The sequence below is a fragment of the Pseudomonas sp. ANT_J28 genome, assembly GCF_008370005.1.
In the GTDB taxonomy this organism is placed as follows: Bacteria; Pseudomonadota; Gammaproteobacteria; order Pseudomonadales; family Pseudomonadaceae; genus Aquipseudomonas; species Aquipseudomonas frigoris.
Genome location: NZ_VOBM01000035.1, coordinates 41,575 through 58,692, shown reverse-complemented (window position 1 = coordinate 58,692; position 17,118 = coordinate 41,575). Strand labels below are relative to the sequence as shown.

20 protein-coding genes are annotated in these 17,118 nt (G+C 60.0%); 6 read left to right on the top strand and 14 right to left on the bottom strand.

Features of this window, described 5'->3' with window-relative positions:
- Positions 1-207: 207 nt before the first annotated feature.
- The 5 genes from FQ187_RS22145 to FQ187_RS22125 form a co-directional block, all read right to left on the bottom strand.
- Complete coding sequence (locus FQ187_RS22145) at positions 208-474, bottom strand: hypothetical protein (RefSeq protein ID WP_256667398.1); 267 nt, start codon at positions 472-474, stop codon at positions 208-210.
- A gap of 20 nt (positions 475-494) precedes the next feature.
- The gene (locus FQ187_RS22140; RefSeq protein WP_149631108.1) at positions 495-1,118 is read right to left on the bottom strand and encodes a hypothetical protein; all 624 of its coding nucleotides are present in this window, start codon (positions 1,116-1,118) and stop codon (positions 495-497) included.
- Positions 1,115-1,681 carry an RNA polymerase sigma factor gene (locus FQ187_RS22135; RefSeq protein ID WP_149631107.1) on the bottom strand — a complete coding sequence of 189 codons (567 nt, stop codon included), beginning with the start codon at positions 1,679-1,681 and terminating at the stop codon, positions 1,115-1,117. The genes FQ187_RS22140 and FQ187_RS22135 overlap by 4 nt, the downstream gene beginning before the upstream one ends.
- 1 nt (position 1,682) lies before the next feature.
- Positions 1,683-3,392: a VWA domain-containing protein gene (locus FQ187_RS22130; protein WP_149631106.1), complete on the bottom strand. Its 1,710-nt coding sequence runs from the start codon at positions 3,390-3,392 to the stop codon at positions 1,683-1,685.
- 87 nt (positions 3,393-3,479) lie between these two features.
- Positions 3,480-4,040 carry a YbhB/YbcL family Raf kinase inhibitor-like protein gene (locus FQ187_RS22125; protein ID WP_149631105.1) on the bottom strand — a complete coding sequence of 187 codons (561 nt, stop codon included), beginning with the start codon at positions 4,038-4,040 and terminating at the stop codon, positions 3,480-3,482.
- Between the two features lie 139 nt (positions 4,041-4,179).
- Between FQ187_RS22125 and FQ187_RS22120 the strand changes: the two genes are divergently transcribed.
- Positions 4,180-5,709 carry an FAD-dependent oxidoreductase gene (locus FQ187_RS22120; RefSeq protein WP_149631104.1) on the top strand — a complete coding sequence of 510 codons (1,530 nt, stop codon included), beginning with the start codon at positions 4,180-4,182 and terminating at the stop codon, positions 5,707-5,709.
- 89 nt (positions 5,710-5,798) lie between these two features.
- On the opposite strand, the gene FQ187_RS22115 is transcribed toward FQ187_RS22120, so the two are convergent.
- From FQ187_RS22115 to FQ187_RS22085, 7 genes are all read right to left on the bottom strand, one after another.
- Positions 5,799-7,304 carry a YdgA family protein gene (locus FQ187_RS22115; RefSeq protein ID WP_149631103.1) on the bottom strand — a complete coding sequence of 502 codons (1,506 nt, stop codon included), beginning with the start codon at positions 7,302-7,304 and terminating at the stop codon, positions 5,799-5,801.
- Positions 7,305-7,542: 238 nt separating this feature from the next.
- The gene (locus tag FQ187_RS22110) at positions 7,543-8,181 is read right to left on the bottom strand and encodes an NADH:ubiquinone oxidoreductase subunit N (RefSeq protein ID WP_149631102.1); all 639 of its coding nucleotides are present in this window, start codon (positions 8,179-8,181) and stop codon (positions 7,543-7,545) included.
- 82 nt (positions 8,182-8,263) lie between these two features.
- The gene (locus tag FQ187_RS22105; RefSeq protein ID WP_149631101.1) at positions 8,264-9,712 is read right to left on the bottom strand and encodes an efflux transporter outer membrane subunit; all 1,449 of its coding nucleotides are present in this window, start codon (positions 9,710-9,712) and stop codon (positions 8,264-8,266) included.
- Positions 9,709-10,596 (bottom strand): HlyD family secretion protein, encoded by an 888-nt coding sequence (locus FQ187_RS22100; RefSeq protein WP_149631100.1) that lies wholly within the window; start codon positions 10,594-10,596, stop codon positions 9,709-9,711. Before FQ187_RS22100 ends, FQ187_RS22105 begins: the two co-directional genes overlap by 4 nt.
- Positions 10,593-10,802, bottom strand: a complete 210-nt coding sequence (locus FQ187_RS22095) for a DUF1656 domain-containing protein (RefSeq protein ID WP_149631099.1) — start codon at positions 10,800-10,802, stop codon at positions 10,593-10,595. The genes FQ187_RS22100 and FQ187_RS22095 overlap by 4 nt, the downstream gene beginning before the upstream one ends.
- Positions 10,799-12,871 (bottom strand): FUSC family protein, encoded by a 2,073-nt coding sequence (locus FQ187_RS22090; RefSeq protein ID WP_149631098.1) that lies wholly within the window; start codon positions 12,869-12,871, stop codon positions 10,799-10,801. The genes FQ187_RS22095 and FQ187_RS22090 overlap by 4 nt, the downstream gene beginning before the upstream one ends.
- Positions 12,868-13,296, bottom strand: a complete 429-nt coding sequence (locus FQ187_RS22085; protein ID WP_149631097.1) for a MarR family winged helix-turn-helix transcriptional regulator — start codon at positions 13,294-13,296, stop codon at positions 12,868-12,870. The genes FQ187_RS22090 and FQ187_RS22085 overlap by 4 nt, the downstream gene beginning before the upstream one ends.
- Positions 13,297-13,493: 197 nt before the next feature.
- Between FQ187_RS22085 and FQ187_RS22080 the strand changes: the two genes are divergently transcribed.
- Together FQ187_RS22080 and FQ187_RS22075 are read left to right on the top strand one after the other, a co-directional pair.
- Positions 13,494-13,772, top strand: a complete 279-nt coding sequence (locus FQ187_RS22080; RefSeq protein ID WP_149631096.1) for an antitoxin of toxin-antitoxin stability system — start codon at positions 13,494-13,496, stop codon at positions 13,770-13,772.
- On the top strand, positions 13,769-14,050 hold the full coding sequence (locus tag FQ187_RS22075) for a type II toxin-antitoxin system RelE/ParE family toxin (RefSeq protein WP_149631095.1): 282 nt from the start codon (positions 13,769-13,771) through the stop codon (positions 14,048-14,050). Before FQ187_RS22080 ends, FQ187_RS22075 begins: the two co-directional genes overlap by 4 nt.
- A gap of 3 nt (positions 14,051-14,053) precedes the next feature.
- Here the strand turns inward: FQ187_RS22075 and FQ187_RS22070 are convergent, their stop codons facing one another.
- Both FQ187_RS22070 and FQ187_RS22065 read right to left on the bottom strand, forming a co-directional pair.
- Positions 14,054-14,299, bottom strand: a complete 246-nt coding sequence (locus FQ187_RS22070; RefSeq protein ID WP_149631094.1) for a DUF2789 domain-containing protein — start codon at positions 14,297-14,299, stop codon at positions 14,054-14,056.
- A gap of 154 nt (positions 14,300-14,453) precedes the next feature.
- A complete protein-coding gene (locus tag FQ187_RS22065) occupies positions 14,454-14,915 on the bottom strand; it encodes an aminoacyl-tRNA deacylase (protein ID WP_149631093.1) in 462 nt (153 codons plus the stop codon).
- 198 nt (positions 14,916-15,113) lie between these two features.
- Between FQ187_RS22065 and FQ187_RS22060 the strand changes: the two genes are divergently transcribed.
- From FQ187_RS22060 to FQ187_RS22050, 3 genes are all read left to right on the top strand, one after another.
- Entirely contained in the window at positions 15,114-15,644 is a 531-nt protein-coding gene (locus FQ187_RS22060) for an NfeD family protein (protein WP_149631092.1), read from the top strand.
- A 2-nt stretch (positions 15,645-15,646) separates the two neighbouring features.
- Positions 15,647-16,405 (top strand): slipin family protein, encoded by a 759-nt coding sequence (locus FQ187_RS22055; protein WP_149631091.1) that lies wholly within the window; start codon positions 15,647-15,649, stop codon positions 16,403-16,405.
- Positions 16,406-16,729: 324 nt separating this feature from the next.
- The gene (locus FQ187_RS22050) at positions 16,730-17,113 is read left to right on the top strand and encodes a DUF6124 family protein (RefSeq protein ID WP_149631090.1); all 384 of its coding nucleotides are present in this window, start codon (positions 16,730-16,732) and stop codon (positions 17,111-17,113) included.
- Positions 17,114-17,118 lie beyond the last annotated feature (5 nt).

Sequence of the window (17,118 nt, the reverse complement as noted above, 5' to 3'; positions counted from 1 at the left end):
CATTACCGACAGAACCCTTATAAAACGGGCATCACAGCCTTCAGTTCAAACGACGCCTGGGCACCATACGTAGAAACGAGAAAGCCTCAGATCTTAGGGTCTGGGGCTTTTTTGTGGGGGTCGTTAAAGCCTCAGGACGGGCGCTGGATGCAGCTGTTCGGTTTAACCGAACAACTGAGTCTGAAAAAAACCGCCGAAGCGGTTTTTTTATTCTGTCGTCCAATCAAACTCGTCGTATTCATCATCCTCTTCGTCCTCGACCAACTCATCATCAAGAACGTCTTCCTCAAACACTTCCTCTTCCTGCTTCGCCAGCAGAAACTCCTTACGACTCTCAGTAACAGCCCGCCGTAATTCCTGCCCCTTCACCGGGCAGTTGAGCATTTGGGCGATGCGGTCGATTTTTTTTGCCATGGCTTCCTCCAACGCATCGGCTATGGGCCGATAGTGCGCGCTTTCAGGTGTCGATGCCAAATGACTGACCGCTCTGCCTCTCAGTTTTTCTGCAAATCCTTGAGTCTGGCCGTGAGATTTTCCTTGGGAAAGCGTTTGTGCAATGTCGCCATCAGGTCAGCGGCCGCTTGAGCCTGACCAGCCTTTTGCAGGCGGATCACTTCCCTTAATTGATCGTCGATAAACTTTGCCGGAGCTATCGCCGGGCGTTTGCTGACCTTCGCTTCGTCAGCCATTTCAGCGCTGATCGATTCGCTCTGCGCTGGGGCAGCAAGATCGGCCATTGGGGCCGCAGGCGCGGGGGCGGACATCGCGCCGGCCGGGGCAGCCAGAGAACGCGCAACCGATGACGGTGCTTCTTTTTTGGCAACCGGTGCAGACGCTTTGGGTGCAGGCGCGAAGTCATAACTCGGCGGTTGCTCCTCCGTGCGTTGCACCAGTGCAAGCATCAGGGCCACACCGACGAGGCTGGCAAATGCAACTTGCCAACGGGGTTTCTGGCAGGCCTGGAGCCAGCGTTTCCACAGACCTGGCTTCTGCTCAGGGACTTCACGGTGTGCGGCAGCCAGGAGGAACGCGTCGAGATGGGTCGGTGGTTCGCCGGTCGCGTGGTCACGATAGTGCTTCAACACTTCGTCTTCTGGCGTAGGACGGGCGTCAGTCATGTCAGTACCTCCTCGGCCAGCAGCCGACGCAGTTTTTGCTGGGCGTAGCGCAAGCGGCTTTTGACGGTTTCCAGCGGTGTTTCGGTGAGGGTGGCGATCTGCGGCAGGTCGAGATCGCCATGGGCGCGCAGCAGGAACACTTCGCGCTGGTCAGCGGGCAGGTTTTGCAGGGCCGTTTCGAGGCGCTGGTTGTCGCGGCTCAGCCTCAGCAGTTGTTCAGGATCGGCAGTGTCATCGATCAGGGCGTGGGTTTGTTCGTCGTAGCTGTCGTGCAAAGGGTTGTGGATTCCGTGTTTGCGCCAGTGATCGATCAGGCGGTTGCGGGCAATCTGGTAAAGCCAGGTACGAAAATTCGCCCGGCCTTGTGGCTGACTGGTGCTGCGGATCAGGCTCAGCCAGGTGTCCTGGTAAACCTCTTCGGCCAGCTCGGACTTGCCGCTCAGGCCGAGCAGGAATCGGTAGAGCCCTTGGCGGTGACGGGCGTACAGAATCTCGAACGCCGGCCCGTCGCCTGCGCGATAACGGGCCAGCAGCGATTCGTCGCTCGATTCAGGAGCAGACATTTCAGTTGTAGCCTCCTTTAAGCGGCTCACTATTCGATGCGGTCGTGGTTCGCAGACTTTGCGCCAACTCCACCAATTGCACGAACTCTGCCCGCAGACCCAATCGATCTTCGCCCCGCGCACCGCGCGCCAAAGCCTCGGTGTCTTTCAGGCTGAAATCGCCGGTATATCGCCCGTCCTTGAGCTGCTGGGAAAACGCGGCCACGGCCGCTGCAAATCGCAGGTCTTCACTGGCTGGCGCAGCACTGTCAGTGATCGGCCGCTCGATCAAGCGACTGTTCCCACCTTCGGGCAACTGATATCGCACGCGCAGTACGGCCATTTCCCCAGATTTCCCGGAAGAAACTGCCCCGGAATTGCCGTAGCGCAACGGCTCCAGCCAACCCTTCTCGCCCTTGGGCACAATTTCGTACAACGCTGTCACCGTATGCCCTGCGCCGATTTCACCGGCGTCGACTTTGTCGTTGCTGAAATCCTCACGCTTCAACGCACGGTTCTCATACCCCAACAGCCGATATTCACTGACCAGTGCCGGGTTGAACTCCACTTGCAGCTTCACGTTCTTCGCCACAACCGCGAGGGTCGAGCCGAACTGATCCACCAGCACCTTGCGCGCCTCGCGCAGGTTGTCGATGTAGGCATAGTTGCCGTCGCCGGCATCGGCCAACTGTTCCATCAGGTGTTCATTGTAGTTATCCACACCAAAACCCAATGTGGTCAGGGAAACGCCGGTCTTGCGTTTATCCACAGCCATTTGCTTGAGGCTGTCGAAGTCGCTGATGCCAACGTTGAAGTCGCCATCGGTGGCCAGCAGGATGCGGTTGATGCCCTTGTGGATAAACGCTTGCTGCGCCATCTGATAGGCCAGTTCGATGCCTGACGCCCCCGCGGTGGAGCCGCCGGCGGTTAATTGATCGATGGCTGTACGAATTTTCACTTTTTCGCGTCCGGAAGTTGGCTCCAGCACCACTCTCGAATCACCGGCATAGACGACTAATGAAACCCGGTCCTGCTCGCGCAATTGATCGACCAGCAATTTCAGGGTGCTTTTGACCAGCGGCAACCCCTCGCGTCGGTCCATCGAGCCGGACACGTCCACCAGAAACACCAGGTTCGCCGGGGCCAGTTCCGCGACCGCGCGGTCCGAGGCCTTGATGCCGATGCGCAGCAATCGGGTATGCGGGTTCCACGGCGACGGCGCCAGCTCGGTGGTCACGCCGAAGGGCGAGCCATCGGTGGGCAATGCGTAGTCGTAGGGGAAGTAGTTGACCATCTCCTCCAGTCGCACCGCACCTTCCGGTGGCAGGCGCCCTTGATTGAGCAAGCGGCGGACGTTGGCGTAAGCGCCGGTGTCGACGTCGGCGCTGAAGGTCGAGACGGGCGCTTCGGCCACGCTGTGAATCGGGTTATCCGCCAGCGCTTGATACTGCTCCCGCTGCTCATCCCGATATCCCTGCGCAGATGCCTCACCCGCCGGCATCGGCGCATAGCTCGCCGTCGGCGCCGGACGCACACTGCGCTTGGCCATCGAAGTGTCTGCCATGACAGCCTCGCTGCGCACCATGACTTCAGCCGGCAGTGCACCTTGAGCCGGTGGCGGAGCCGAGGCGGAATCAGGTTTGGATGAAACGCCGCAACCGGCAATCGCCAGCAGCAACCCGGCGGCGAAACCCTGGGCGGCCGGGCGGAGGAAATGCAGAGGGAGGGACATGGGGGCTGACCTCAAGAGGAAGTTGATCCATTCATCCTCTGAGACGAGCCCCTCTTCAGGTTCGGGTTAAACCGGCCGAAATTAATTTCAGCGGTGATAACGCCGCACCACACTGCTGTTTCTCAGCACATGGCCTTTGATTTTTTCCAGTAGCTGCGCACGTGTCAGACCGGTGGGCAAAGCTTCCGGCGCCAGGTCCAGGGCGTAGAGCTGGATGATGTAGTGGTGCGCACTGTCGCCGACCGGCGGGCAAGGGCCAACATAACCTGTAGTGCCTTTGCTGTTGGTGCCGCCGACGCCTTCTAGGGCGGATTTTGCGCCGACGCCGGCGGCAATCTGATGAGTCGTGGCTTTGATGCCGTAATGCACCCAGTGATCAACGCCTTGGCCTTTTTGGCCGTCAGGATCGTGCATGACGATGGCGTAACTGAGGGTGCCCGCCGGGCCGGCGTTCCAATTCAAGGCCGGTGACTGGTTGTGCCCACCACAATTGGGCGCATCGCTGGCGGCAGCCGAGGTGAACAGTCGATCGTCGGTGACACCTGGGATGTTCAGGGTGAAACGCTCCTGGGCCTGCGCCGGAAATTGCACGCAAAGGGCGACTGCAACGGCCGCCAGCCAAGGGTTCAGAGAGGTCAATCGGGTCATACCGGAGCACCTTGTGCGGGTGGGGCCGTCGTCGGCGTGCAAACTATAGCCGGACCCTTCATTCGGTGGCAGTGGGAATTGGCTGAACCTCCAGATAAGCGCCAAACTCTTAAGTGAAACGCTTGCCTGGAGAATGAACATGGCACTGCACCGCGTTGCCCGCTTCGCCGATGTGTCCGAAACCCGGGGCCTTGAAGTCCTGATCGCGGACACGAAAATAGTCTTGCTGCGGGTAGGCGATCATCTGCGCGCCTTTCAGGGCGAATGCCCCCATGCCGGGGCGCCGCTGGCCGACGGTGCTCTGTGCCACGGACGTTTGATCTGCCCGTGGCACAAGGCTGCGTATCGGATCGAGGACGGTGCGCTGTGCGAACCGCCGGCCCTGGACAGCCTCAAGCGCTACCCGCTGGAAGTGCGCGATGGCGAGGTCTGGGTCGACGATCAGCCGATGTCCGACGCTCATACCCCACCGGCGGACGACGCGCGAACCTTTGTGATCATCGGTGCCGGTGCGGCAGGCACGGCGGGCGCGGCAGCGTTGCGAGAAAAGGGCTTCGGTGGCCGAGTACTGTTGATCGACCGTGAAACCGACGCCGGTTACGACCGCACGGTCTTGAGCAAATTCGTGATTGCCGGGGAGATGCCGCCGGAAGAAGTCCCGCCGCTGCGTGATGAGCACTTTTACCGCGAACAGCGCATTGAGCGAATAAACGCTGAAGTGACAAGCCTGGACGCCGCGAACAAGACGTTGCGCCTGGCTGATGGTCAATCGCTGAACTACGACGCCGCCCTGCTCGCCACCGGTGGCACACCCAACCCGCTTGCGCTGCCTGGCGCCGATCTGCCGCAGGTGTTCGTGCTGCGTTCGAAGGATCAGGCGCAGCGAATTCTGAGTTCGGCAAAACCAGGCCAACGAGCGGTGATTATCGGCGACAGCTTTATTGCCATGGAATCCGCGTCCTCCCTGCGCCAATACGGTCTGGACGTCACCGTTCTGGCCCGCCACGCAGTGCCTTTTGCCAAACAGTTTGGCGATGCCGTCGGCAAATCGATTCGTGCCCTGCACGAGGCCAACGGCGTGGTGTTTCATACGGATGGCAACGCGACGCACATCGAAGGAACCGCCAGCGTCGAAGCGGTGCGCCTGGACAACGGTCAACGTTTACCGGCGGATTTGGTCTTGGTCGGCATAGGCGTCAGCCCGGCAACCGGCGCATTTACCGGCCTTCCCCTGGAAAAAGACCAGTCGCTGAAGGTCGACGGCGGGATGCGCGTGACCGATGGGCTTTGGGCCGCCGGCGATATCGCGACCTTCCCGCTCAACGGCCAGCCCCAACGGATCGAACATTGGCGCCTGGCACAGCAACAGGCACGGATCGCAGCGATGAACATGCTCGGCGGCGACGAGCATTACCTCGACGTCCCCTATTTCTGGACCTGGCACTTCGGTAAAAACTACGACTACCTCGGCCACGCCGAGACCTGGGACAAGGTCGAGTTCAAAGGCGACCCTGACCATCCCCCTTTTATCGGCCTATTCAGCAAGGACGGGTTGGTAGTAGCCGCGGTGGCTTGCGAAGAAGAACGTGCGATGGCGATGCTCGCCGAACGGATGAAACAGCCGTTGACGGTGGATGAGGCGTGGCGGTTGATTCGGGACCTGAATTAACGGCTGTTCCCCCGTTTCAAACGCCAGACAGCAAAACGCCCGGCGTCTGCGTTGCGCAGAGGCCGGGCGTCGGTCTGTAAGCCCTGGTTTTACTGGACGGTGACATTCCCGCCGAATTTGCTCATGACAAACCCGACAAACTCTTCGACGGTCATCTTCTGGCCGTTGAATTCCACCTGATTACTGGCGTAATGCAGTTTGGAAACGATGTTGTTGCCATCCAGTTTTGCCAACTGCGTACCGACTGCCATGCTGCCAAACATGTCGGCGGTAGCAGTGGCCTGATCGGCGATGAGTTTAGCGTCGGTCTGACCGTTGATTTGCGACTGCACGCTCAGCAGGTCAACGAGCATGGGCTTGGACACTTTCACGTTGACGTCCAGCAGCGCGATCAGTTGTTGGGTCAGTAGGTCGGGCGGCAGGTCCATGGATTGTGGTTTGGTCAGGTCGAGCACCAGGTTGGCGCGGCTTTCGCCATTGGGGGTGTTGAACGACAGATTCTCCAGAGCGACCTGCGGGCCAGCGGCCAGCAGTTTCTCCAGGCCGGTTTTGACCTGCGCCTCTTCGGCCGGGGTCAGGATCAGCTCTGGCGCCGGTTCACCCGCAGCGACGGCCTCAGCGGCGGCCCTCTCGTACGGTTGCAGTTTGGTCTGGTAAATCTGCATCAACGACATTGTTGCCGGGATGTCGAGGTTCTTCAGGCTCATGACCATCTGAGCAGAGCCGACGGCCTTGCCGTTCAAGGACACCTCACCCACCTTGTAATCGGCACGCCCCGAGGCGCTGGTGCCCGATTCCTCGGTCTGGTTCTTCATTTCAAATTTCTTGAAACCCAAGACCGACTGCTTGGCGCCGAAGGTGGTCTTGCTGTCGGTCAGCTCGACGGTGTTGTCGCCGGTGTAGTAGCCGTAGGTACTTTTTGTCAGGTTGCTGGCCAGGGTCAGGCCGTTCAGTTCGACCTTCACCGGCGTCTGATCTTCAGCCACTGTGCTCAGTGTCAGGCTGTCCATGTAACCGTCGGCCTTGACCTTCTGCGCTTGAGCGCTGGCGGCGACATCGAGGTTCAGCCCGGAAAATTTCAGGTTGGACTTGTCGTCCAGCGCCACGTCCAGCGGCAGCAATTGCAGGGTGCCGTTGGTGGCATTGTCGTAACCGATGTTGACCACGCCCGTGAGTGGGGATTTGTCTTTGGCAGCGGCGAACCACTTCTCGGTGTTAGGCGTTCTTTCCAGTTCGTAGTGACTGGTGGCCAGGACCGGCAGCCACTTCAGCGACACCAGGCGCGAAAACGGCAGCGGACCGTGCTCGATGTGATCGACGAACAGCAGCTCGACCGGGGTCTCGCCGAACATCTCGCCTTGGCCCTTGAGGCGGTAGTGCGCGGTGCTGCTGAACACATGGCGCTCCAGCGACACCAGCTCCAGCGACGCCGTGCCGTTGGAGCCAACCAGCGCGGCTTGCAGCTCTTTGTTGGCGTCGGCGATCGAGGTGTTCAGCACGCCTTCGAGTTTGGTGCCGGTGTACCAGGCACCGCCGGCGCTGATTGCACCGATGGCAACGACGATTCCAAGAAGCACGCCTGCTGATTTATTCATGAATGACCCGATCAATGTCCGTTGTTTGAAGGTGTGGTCGTCTTCCCTGAACCCATGACGGGTTGCGGTCACGACTGCGCTAAAAGTGCGATGGAGATTAGCATCAGGCGCACCGGGCGGCCCAATGATTAAAGGTTAAAGAGTGTCTATGGACCGTACGCAGGGGTTGAGAGTTTCGGCGGACATGAGATCGCCATCGCGAGCTTGCTCGCGATGGCGTCAGTCCTGCAAACACAGATCAGGAATACTGAACCTCGATCTCATCCAATTGATGATCAAAGCTCTTGAGCCGTGCAGTCCATGTATAGACCAGCACTTCGAAGTCGCGATTGATCACCGCCGTGCCGCTTGGGGATTCCGAGCGCGGGTCGCAGAAGTCCAGTTGATAACGTTCGCGCGCCATGGCGGTGGCGACATCGGAGAGTTCATGGGCGTTGCTGAGCCAGTGCCAGCCTTCCGCGGGCACTTGCTTGTCCAGCGCCTGGCATTGTTTTTTCAGGGTTTCGAGGCTTTTTTCCAGCGGTGTGCCGGTCAGTTCGCCCATGACTTCCTGGAACGTACGCCCCGGTTGCCAGTAACTGCCCCAAAAATAACGGTCGAACACCGTTTCGACACGGCGCAGCGCGACCTTGGTGTCCCAGATCAGCACCAGGGTCTTGCCTTGTTCGAGCTGTCTTTTTTTGATCCGCTGACCCTGGACCGACGCCCAGGCCACCACCACGATTGCCATCACGGCAATCAGTGCCGTGGCGCTGTCGAGGAACACCAGTGCCTTGTCGATCTGGTGGGCCAGCATGATGCCGTAGAAATAAGTGGCCGATAGCAACACCAATGCCGCAATAGCGCACCAGAAGCCGGGAGCATAAGGGTTTTTCATTATTGGAATCCCCATGACCAACGCGAGCCTTGATTGATGAGTTCGACGCGCGACCTCATCAACTCAAAGCATAGCAACGGCCTCAGGGTTTGCCGGAGTTCGTGCCTTGCGTTCGTCCGCTTTCCCAACCGCCACCCAATGCCAGGAACAAATCAATCTGGCTCATGGCAACCTGCGTGCTGGCGGAAGCCAGTTGCGCCCGCACGTCGGTGTAGGTGCGGGTTGCCTGCAAGTCCGCCAGGAACGATGCGCGGCCGGCCTGGAAGAAGCGGTGAGTCTGATCTGCCGCCAGTTGCGCCGATTGCTCGGCGTCGGCGAGTGCGTCGCGACGTTGCAGTAACGCGGAGTACTGGGCCAGGCCGGTTTGGGTTTCGCGGATGGCGTTGAGCACCACGCCATCGAAATGCGCCAGCGCGCCTTGGGTGGCGGCTTCGGCCTCGCGGATTCGTGCCCGGGAGCCGTTGGACGGCACGGTCCAGGTCAGCAACGGCCCGAAGCCCCAGCGATTGGTCGCCGGTTTGCCGAGATTTTCCAGGATGCCGACGGTACCGACGGTCGCGCCGATGCTGATGTCCGGGTACAACTCGCCGGTGGCGATGCCGATGCCGGCGGTCGCGGCCGCCAGTCGTCTCTCGGCCTGCCGCACATCGGGACGGCGCTTGAGCAACGTCGCGCCGTCACCGACCGGCAACAATTGCGCAATTTTCGGCAGTTCCGCACAGTCGCTAGTGCCTGGCGGCAATTGGTCGACAGGTTTGGCCAATAGCATCGACAAGCGGAACAACCCGGCCTGACGGAACGCCTCATAACGCGGCATGTCGGCGCGCAGGGATTTGAATTGGGTTTGCGAGCGGGTGACCTGGGTTTCATCACCGCGCCCGGCGTCACGCAGACGCTGGATCAGCGTGGTGCTCTGGGCTTGCAGGTCGAGGGAATGCTGGGCGATTTCCTGCTCTTCATTGGCCGCGCAGACTTGGGTGTAGGCCCGAACCACATCAGCCACCAAGGTAATCCGCGCTGTATCGGCTGCGGCTTGAGTCGCATCGGCATTGGCCTTGGCCGCTTCGATGCCGCGCTGCAACGTGCCAAACAGGTCGAACTGATACGAGGTGGTGATGCCAATGTCGCCGACGTTGGCCACCGGCACTTTCTCCGGTAGCAAGAACGCTTCGCCGGACTCCTGCAATCGCTGGGCGCCCATCTTCACCCCGCCGCTCCAGCCACCTGCGGCTTGAGCTTCATCGACCTGCGCGCGCGCTCGGGAAAGGTTCGCCGCCGCCACACGCAAATCAGTGTTGGAGGCCATGGCCTGCTGGACCAATTGATCGAGGCGCGGATCCTGATACAAGCGCCACCAATCGCTGGGCACCGGCGCCGAGACGACATTTTTGCCGTTCAACGTCAATTCGCCCTGCAAGTCTTCACGATGCACAGCAGCCTCGTCCGGCAAATGATAATCCGGCCCGACCACCTGGCAGGCCGACAGCAACAGGCCTAACCCGGCGATTGCCAAACCCGAGGCCCTGCTCATTTCGCGGGCTCTTGCTGGTGGTCATCCATAATAGAAACCGTCGCCGTGCGACCGGCGATCATGCGGAAATCCGCCGGCACGTCGTCGAAGGCGATCCGCACCGGAATCCGCTGGGCCAGCCGCACCCAACTGAACGCCGGGTTGACGTTGGGCAGCAAGTTGCTGCCGCTGCTGCGGTCGCGGTCTTCGATGCCGGCGACGATGCTTTCCACATGCCCGCGCAGGCGAGCACGGTCGCCGATCACCCGAATATCGACGCTCTGGCCGACATGAATGCCGTCCAGTTTGGTTTCTTCAAAATAACCGTCGATGTGGAATGAATTGCTGTCCACCACCGACAACACTGGCCGCCCGGCCGTGACGAATTCCTGGTTGCGCGGTGCACGGTCGCTGACGTAGCCGTCCACCGGGCTGCGGATGGTCGAGCGATCGAGGTTGAGCTGGGCGCTGTCCACCGCTACCTGGGCCTCCATCAGCGCCACTTCGGCGCGGGCCACCCGGGACTGGCTCTCTTCCAGTTGCTCACCCGGCACCAGATTGCCGAGGCCACGGTTACGCTTGGCTTCGCGTTGCGCCTGCGCCAGGGTTTCCTGACGGTCGGCGACCGCCGCCTTGGCCTGACGCAGGGCCAGTTTGAAACGGTCCTGATCAATGCTGAACAGCACTTGGCCACGCTTCACTAATTGGTTGTCACGCACGTCGACTCGCTGGATCAGCCCGGACACGTCCGGCGCGATCTGCACGATATCGGCACGGATGTGGCCGTCCCGGGTCCAGGGCGCGAACATGTAATACATCACCATGCGCCAGACCACGACAACGGCGAAGGTCACGATCAGCAGGGTCAGCACTACGCGACCGATGGTCAAAAAAGGTTTTTTCATGTCATCAGGTATCGACTGAGTGAGTCCACGGCGCCGAGCAGCACAGCGTAGAGAGCCACGTTAAACAATGACCGGTGCCAGACCAGACGGTAAAAGTGCAGACGCGTCAGCAACCCGTGCACCAGCAGGAACAACACGTACGTAATGCCCATCAGCACCAGCAGCGTGGGCAGAAACACCCCGCTGATATCCAGATCACCGATCATAAAGGCGCTCCATCGATGCCATGGGGCAGCGGTTCTTCGAGCTCGCCGGCGCCGACGAATTCCACCCCTGGCAGCAGCGACAGGCGCAGGCCGCTCAAGGCGTGCAGCAAATGCAGACGCGCACCTTCATCGCACTCCGTGTTGAGTGCACGGCGGGTGCGATCCAGGGTCATCAGCAACGGACTCGGCGCCGGCAAACGTTCGCCAGCCTTGAGGCAGGCCTTGAAATACTCACCGACCTCGGCCACCACCTGGTGCAACAGCACTTGCGGCGCGCCGAGTACTCGCGGTGTATAGGCGAGCAAATCCAGCAGGTTCAGCGCCACGCGCACTTCCCGCAGGGCGATGCCCGTGTCCTGGCCGGTCATGGCCAGGCGCGGCAAGTGCTGCATCAGGCGATCGAGCATCTGCACACCCAAGTGCCGGTGCTCAGACAACGTGGCCGGCTCGGTCAGGCTGACAATGTCGCGCCAGCTGAAACGGGTCAGGCGCTTGGCCGCCAGTTCAGAGCCGAACGGCCGGGCGATCAGGGTCCAGACGAAGGCGAACAGCAAGCCCACGGGGCCGGCCAGGTTGGAATTGGCGAAGCTGAGGAAATCCGCGTCGTAGGCACCCTGAATGCTGATGAAGGACGAGGTGTTGACGAGGGTCAGCAGCATGCCCAGATAGAACTGCGGCTTTACCGTCAGGGTGCCGATGCAAATGAACGGCACGGCAAACGCCAGCACCAGCATCGGGAAGTCATGCAGGTTGGGCAGGACCAGAAACAGATAAAGACTGGCGAACAACACCGACATCGCCGTCCAGAAAAAGAATCGGAAGATCTGCGGTGCCGGGTCGTCCATCGAAGCGAAAAAGCTGCACGCCACCGCCGCCAGAATCACCGCGGCGCCGCCGTCGGTCCAGCCGAGCAGAATCCACAGCACCGAAGCAACGATGATGGCGGTGACGGTGGACGCCGCCGAATAGAGCATCAGCCCACGGTCGAGAAACGGCGACAGCCGACCGAGCCGCCAGTGCCGATAGACCGCGCGCCAGCTGTCCTGGCTTTCGCGCTGGATGGCGTACTGCAGGCTGCGGCAGTCCTGCCACACATCGATCCACTCGCCGAGACGATACAGGGCGTTGGAGAACAGCAACTGCTTGCGATCATCCAGCGCCTCGGCGGACGGTTGCAGGGCTTCGAGTTGGTCTTTCAGCGTCTGCCAGCGGGCGAGGTCGGCATCGTTGTGGCCGAGCCATTCAGTGGTCGCCGCCAGCAGCGGCGCGAACTTATCCACAAGCTCGGGCGTGCGCCGTTCAAGGGCATAGAGCGCGTCGTCCAAGGCGTCAATCACTGGCAGCAGGTGAATCATGCGACCGCGCAGTTCCTTGGTGTTTCGCACCGTTTGCGGCCGCGCGCCTTCGTGGGGCAACTGGCCGATCATCAATTCCAGACTGTTGAACGTCGCCACCATCGCCGAGCGCAGGGCGCTAACTTCGTCCGGTTGCACGTTGCGGCTGAGGAAACGCAGGCTGTAAGTCGAGGCATCGGCAAACCATTTGCTCACCGAATCGTTGAACACCGGCGCCAGCCGCCGGGGCCAAAACATGGCGCCGACCACCGCCGCCACCGCAATGCCGAGGAAGATTTCTTCCGTCCGCGCTTCGGCCACGTCCCACACCCCCAACGGGTTTTCCACCACCGGCAGAGCGATCAGCGGCAAGGTGTAACCGGCGAGCATCAGCGCGTAATTGTTGGCGGTGCGCAGGTGCAGCGACAGAAACAGCAGAATCCCGGTCCACAGCGCGATGACCACCACCAGCACATAAGGGCTCTGGACAAACATCGGTACGAAAAAAACCGCGGCGGCGGCACCGAGAAGGGTGCCGACTGCGCGGTACAGCGCCTTGGAACTGGTAGGGCCGACAAACGGACTGGAAACGATGTAGACCGTGGCCATCGCCCAATACGGCCGGGGCATTTGCATGAGCATGGCGATGTACAACGCGATCATCGATGCCGCGAACGTTCGCACTCCGTAGAACCAGTCCCGCGCCGGGGGCATGCCGGTAAAAAATCCGCTCAAGGGTTGATCACCGGCAGATGATTGGCCGATTCAAAAGCTCTCAGTACCCGCAACGCTGCTTCCAGATCACTCTGATCGATCCCTTCGAGCACTTCATGGCGCAAACGCACCAGCTCGATTTCGACGGCTTGCACCAACTCACGACCGGTCTCGGTCAGGCTCAGGCATTTGGCGCGCCGGTCATGGGCGTCTTCGGTACGGCAGACGTAACCGGCATGACACAGCTGATCCAGCAGCCGCACCAGGGACGGGCTCTCCATCCCGGCCGCCTGCGCCACCGTCACCTGCCGCACACCCTCGCCCAATCGCCCGATCATCAACAACGGAACGGTGCAGGCTTCGGAGATTCCATAGTTGACCAGCGTGGTCTGGCAGATCCTGCGCCAATGCCTGGCGGCCACCACCATGGAGCTGCTGATGTTCATCTGGAGAGCGTCGAGGTTCTTCGGCACGAGGGGGAATACACACTGTTAGTTTGCTAACTATCAATATGGCATTAGAGGGGAAAGTTGGTCAAGTTTTGAAACAACTTGGCTGCCATCCGTCGCGAGGCGGCTGCCTGAATGAACGCCGGTACTGAAGACGTATATACTTCGTCAGTATTCGAATCGAGGATATGAAAATGTCTAAACAAGCTGTTTTCACGATGAAACTTGAACCAGAACTGCGAGAAGAGTTCATGGCCGAAGCTGAAGCTTCTCATCGCCCCGCATCGCAAATCGTCAGGGAAATGATGCGTCAGTTCGTTCAAACACAACGAGAGTCGCGCGAGTACGAAGCGTTCTTGCAACGCAAAGTCGACAGTGCACGTATTTCCATGCGAGCTGGTGATGGCTTGACCAATGAGGAAGTTGAAGCACAATTCGCTGCCAGGCGTGCGCAGGTAACCAAGAAAGGATGAAGATAATCTGGACGCCCGCAGCAGCACAGGATCGTGCAGACATCTGGGATTACCTGCATTCCGTCAACCCGATAGCCGCCCTCGAAATGGACAACCGATTCATTGATGCGATATCTCGTATTTCCCAGTTTCCTGAAAGCGGCCCTGCCGGAATCATTGCAGGTACTCGCGAGATGATCCCCCATCAAAGTTATCGCGTGGTTTATCAGCCAGGATCGGATGCAATTTGGATACTCGCGCTAGCCCATACATCCCGACAGTGGCCACCAGAAAGGTGATTTTCACACCCCCCGCCCCTTCCTCATCAGAACATCCAGCTGATCCACCACCTCCGCCCAATCGGCGTCATCCAGAATGTCGTCGCGCAAAAACTGCGCTTGGCTCTCGCTCCAGAAGAACGCATCCGCCAAGTGCAATTCGGGTTTAAGCGGTGAATGGGTGGCGATGAATTTGTCGATGCTTTCGGCGTCGTCAGGCAGGCCGAGTTGTTTGAACAGGTTGGGGAGGCTGTGGGTTGGGGATTCCATGTCGGGCTCCTTCGTCATCGCGTATGGGATCGGTGACCGCGGCGCGGCCATTCGCGAGCAAGCCCGCTCCCACAGTTGACCGCGTTTCCATGTGGGAGCGGCGGTGCGGCGATCCGACTTGCTCGCGAAGGCGTCATCACTGACGCCGCAAAAACTACTGACTCAACTCACACACTTCAGCATGCGGAACCATTTTCAGGAATTCCGGCATGCTCATGTGCACCAGATTGTTGTGGTTACCAGCCTCCAGGTAGATGTCTTTTTGCCGGGTCAGCAGTGGGTCGATGACCATGTCCATTCCATAGGATTCACCCAACGCAGGCACCGCGCCGCGTTCGCAATCCTGGAACAGATGCGCCAGGGTGCTTTCCCGGGTGATCTGCCATTCGCCGCTGCCGCGTACTTTGCTCAGGTCCAGGTGACGACTCGCCGGCAGCACAGCCATCAGGAAATGACCGTGGTGGTCGTCGAGGATCACCGATTTGGCCACCCGTTCGGCAGGAATGCCTGCGACCCGCGCCGTTTCAAGGCTGCTGGCCGAGTGCGGATGGGTGACGACGTCAAATTCGCAGTGAGCCTTATTGAGGCTTTCCTGCACAGTTCTTGCCATACGCATGATGCACCTCGGAGTCCGCAATAACGTTTCGCGGACGATGGTTAAACCTTTTCTCTCCACTAAAAGTCTAGGCCCGCTGGCGCAATTGCGCGGGAAATCTGCCCGCCGGAACAACGTCAACAACTGATCAAAATTCGTACAATCAAGAGCTCAGCTAGACTGTATAAAGAACCACCAATGACTCTCCCGGAGGGTCACGTGAACACTCGTTGTTGTGCAGTTGCGCTGCTGTTGGCCTTGAGCGGATCGGTATTCGCGGCGGACACCGTCGTCCTGCTGGTGCCAAACCCCATCGGGATCTGGCTGATCACGTTCGGCATCGCGTTTCTGATCGCCGAGGCGGCGCTGCCCAATTACGGCGTGATCGGTCTGGGCGGCATTGTGATGTTCGTGATCGGTGCGGTGATTCTGACCAACACCGAGGTGCCGGTTCCGTTGATGATCGGCCTGGGACTGATCAGCGCCCTGTTGCTGATTTTCCTGCTGATCCACGCCCTCAAAACCCGACCGCGCGAAAACGTCAGTGGCGATGCAGGACTAGTGGGTAGCGTAACCCCGGTGATGTCGCTGGCCGGCAATGCCTACAACGGTTGGGTGCACCTGCAAGGAGAAAAGTGGCAAGTGCTCAGCGCCACGCCGCTGCAACCCGGGCAAAGGGTCCGGGTGGTGGCACGCAAGGGATTATTGCTGGAAGTGGCCGCGGCTGACGCGGCGCCGGGTGGAGAATAACCATGGGCCTGCAACTGGGATTTGCCGCGCTGCTGTTACTGGTGATTGCACTGGCGGGGTCGACCTTCCGCATCCTGCGCGAATACGAGCGCGGAGTGGTCTTCCAGCTCGGGCGCTTCTGGCAGGTCAAAGGCCCTGGCCTGATCCTGCTGATTCCGGTGGTGCAGCAAATGGTGCGCGTCGACTTGCGTACCGTGGTCCTCGACGTGCCGCCACAAGACGTGATCACCCGCGACAACGTCTCGGTCAAGGTCAACGCGGTGCTGTATTTCCGTGTCCTCGATCCGCAGAAAGCGATTATTCAAGTCGAAGACTTTCTCATGGCCACCAGCCAATTGGCTCAGACCACGTTGCGGGCAGTGCTCGGTAAACATGAGCTCGATGAACTGCTGGCCGAACGTGAGCGGTTGAACATCGACATCCAGCAAGTGCTCGACGCCCAGACCGACGCCTGGGGCATCAAGGTCGCCAACGTCGAGATCAAGCATGTGGACCTCAACGAATCGATGATCCGCGCCATCGCTAAACAGGCTGAAGCGGAGCGGGAACGCCGGGCCAAGGTGATCCACGCCGAAGGCGAATTGCAGGCTTCGGAAAAACTCATGCAGGCCGCCGAGATGCTTGGCCGTCAACCTGGGGCGATGCAGTTGCGTTACATGCAGACGTTGAGCGCGATAGCCGGGGACAAGACGTCAACGATCGTCTTTCCGCTGCCGATCGAGCTGCTCAAGGGGATGGCGGATTTGTCGTCCAAGCCCTGACCTTTCCTACAGACACCAACGTCCGGTAACCGCGTCGGAGATTTCCTTCAAGTTGTAGCGGTGTTGGTGAACTTGTTCCGGTCCGAACCCAGGTCTAGTCTGGCTTTGTCACTGAATAAACGGTGACACGGACGTGCAAGTCCGACGAAACTGTTTAGGGCGCAATTGCCATGGCTCATGCTTTATGGCGGCTGCGCGCAGGAGATCTTCGGATCTGCTGGGTGTCCTAAACAGTCCCGGTCTTGCACACCTGCGCACGGCCGCCACCCAATTCGCGTGCAAACGAACGGTGACGGTTCCAACTTACTGTTTAGGGAATTTTATATGTTCAAGGTATCTCCAAATCCGCCAGACAACTCTGGCACCCCATCCGAAGAATCCTTCGAAGACGAAAAACTCAAAGAAGCCGCCGACCGCGCCTTCGCCCACTACTTCCCCCCGACTACCGCAAAACCGCCCAGACACCGCAAAGGCAACCTTTTCACCGTCGCCCCCGATGTCAACACCGAATCCCTTCTGGCCAACGCCTCCGAAGACCTGCTGTCCATCAGCGCCATCGCTGCCAATCTGGCGGACGATGTGGACGGGACGCGGCGCTCGGTAGCCCTGGCGCTCAGCCGCATGGCCGATGGCGTGCAGTTGCTTGTAGAGCGAGCGCTGGATCATTGGGAGGAGTCGGAGATCATGCAGGCTCGGGTCAAGGTTTAGCCAGG

What these genes read in the sequence shown, in the direction of transcription:
- FQ187_RS22085 (WP_149631097.1), bottom strand. Translation starts at nt 13,296, where the DNA reads ATGAACATCAGCAGCTCCATGGTGGTGGCCGCCAGGCATTGGCGCAGG.
- FQ187_RS22075 (WP_149631095.1), top strand. Translation starts at nt 13,769, where the DNA reads ATGAAGATAATCTGGACGCCCGCAGCAGCACAGGATCGTGCAGACATC.
- FQ187_RS22135 (WP_149631107.1), bottom strand. Translation starts at nt 1,681, where the DNA reads ATGTCTGCTCCTGAATCGAGCGACGAATCGCTGCTGGCCCGTTATCGC.
- FQ187_RS22070 (WP_149631094.1), bottom strand. Translation starts at nt 14,299, where the DNA reads ATGGAATCCCCAACCCACAGCCTCCCCAACCTGTTCAAACAACTCGGC.
- FQ187_RS22130 (WP_149631106.1), bottom strand. Translation starts at nt 3,392, where the DNA reads ATGTCCCTCCCTCTGCATTTCCTCCGCCCGGCCGCCCAGGGTTTCGCC.
- FQ187_RS22125 (WP_149631105.1), bottom strand. Translation starts at nt 4,040, where the DNA reads ATGACCCGATTGACCTCTCTGAACCCTTGGCTGGCGGCCGTTGCAGTC.
- FQ187_RS22120 (WP_149631104.1), top strand. Translation starts at nt 4,180, where the DNA reads ATGGCACTGCACCGCGTTGCCCGCTTCGCCGATGTGTCCGAAACCCGG.
- FQ187_RS22055 (WP_149631091.1), top strand. Translation starts at nt 15,647, where the DNA reads ATGGGCCTGCAACTGGGATTTGCCGCGCTGCTGTTACTGGTGATTGCA.
- FQ187_RS22110 (WP_149631102.1), bottom strand. Translation starts at nt 8,181, where the DNA reads ATGAAAAACCCTTATGCTCCCGGCTTCTGGTGCGCTATTGCGGCATTG.
- FQ187_RS22100 (WP_149631100.1), bottom strand. Translation starts at nt 10,596, where the DNA reads ATGAAAAAACCTTTTTTGACCATCGGTCGCGTAGTGCTGACCCTGCTG.
- FQ187_RS22065 (WP_149631093.1), bottom strand. Translation starts at nt 14,915, where the DNA reads ATGCGTATGGCAAGAACTGTGCAGGAAAGCCTCAATAAGGCTCACTGC.
- FQ187_RS22105 (WP_149631101.1), bottom strand. Translation starts at nt 9,712, where the DNA reads ATGAGCAGGGCCTCGGGTTTGGCAATCGCCGGGTTAGGCCTGTTGCTG.
- FQ187_RS22050 (WP_149631090.1), top strand. Translation starts at nt 16,730, where the DNA reads ATGTTCAAGGTATCTCCAAATCCGCCAGACAACTCTGGCACCCCATCC.
- FQ187_RS22095 (WP_149631099.1), bottom strand. Translation starts at nt 10,802, where the DNA reads ATGATCGGTGATCTGGATATCAGCGGGGTGTTTCTGCCCACGCTGCTG.
- FQ187_RS22115 (WP_149631103.1), bottom strand. Translation starts at nt 7,304, where the DNA reads ATGAATAAATCAGCAGGCGTGCTTCTTGGAATCGTCGTTGCCATCGGT.
- FQ187_RS22080 (WP_149631096.1), top strand. Translation starts at nt 13,494, where the DNA reads ATGTCTAAACAAGCTGTTTTCACGATGAAACTTGAACCAGAACTGCGA.
- FQ187_RS22140 (WP_149631108.1), bottom strand. Translation starts at nt 1,118, where the DNA reads ATGACTGACGCCCGTCCTACGCCAGAAGACGAAGTGTTGAAGCACTAT.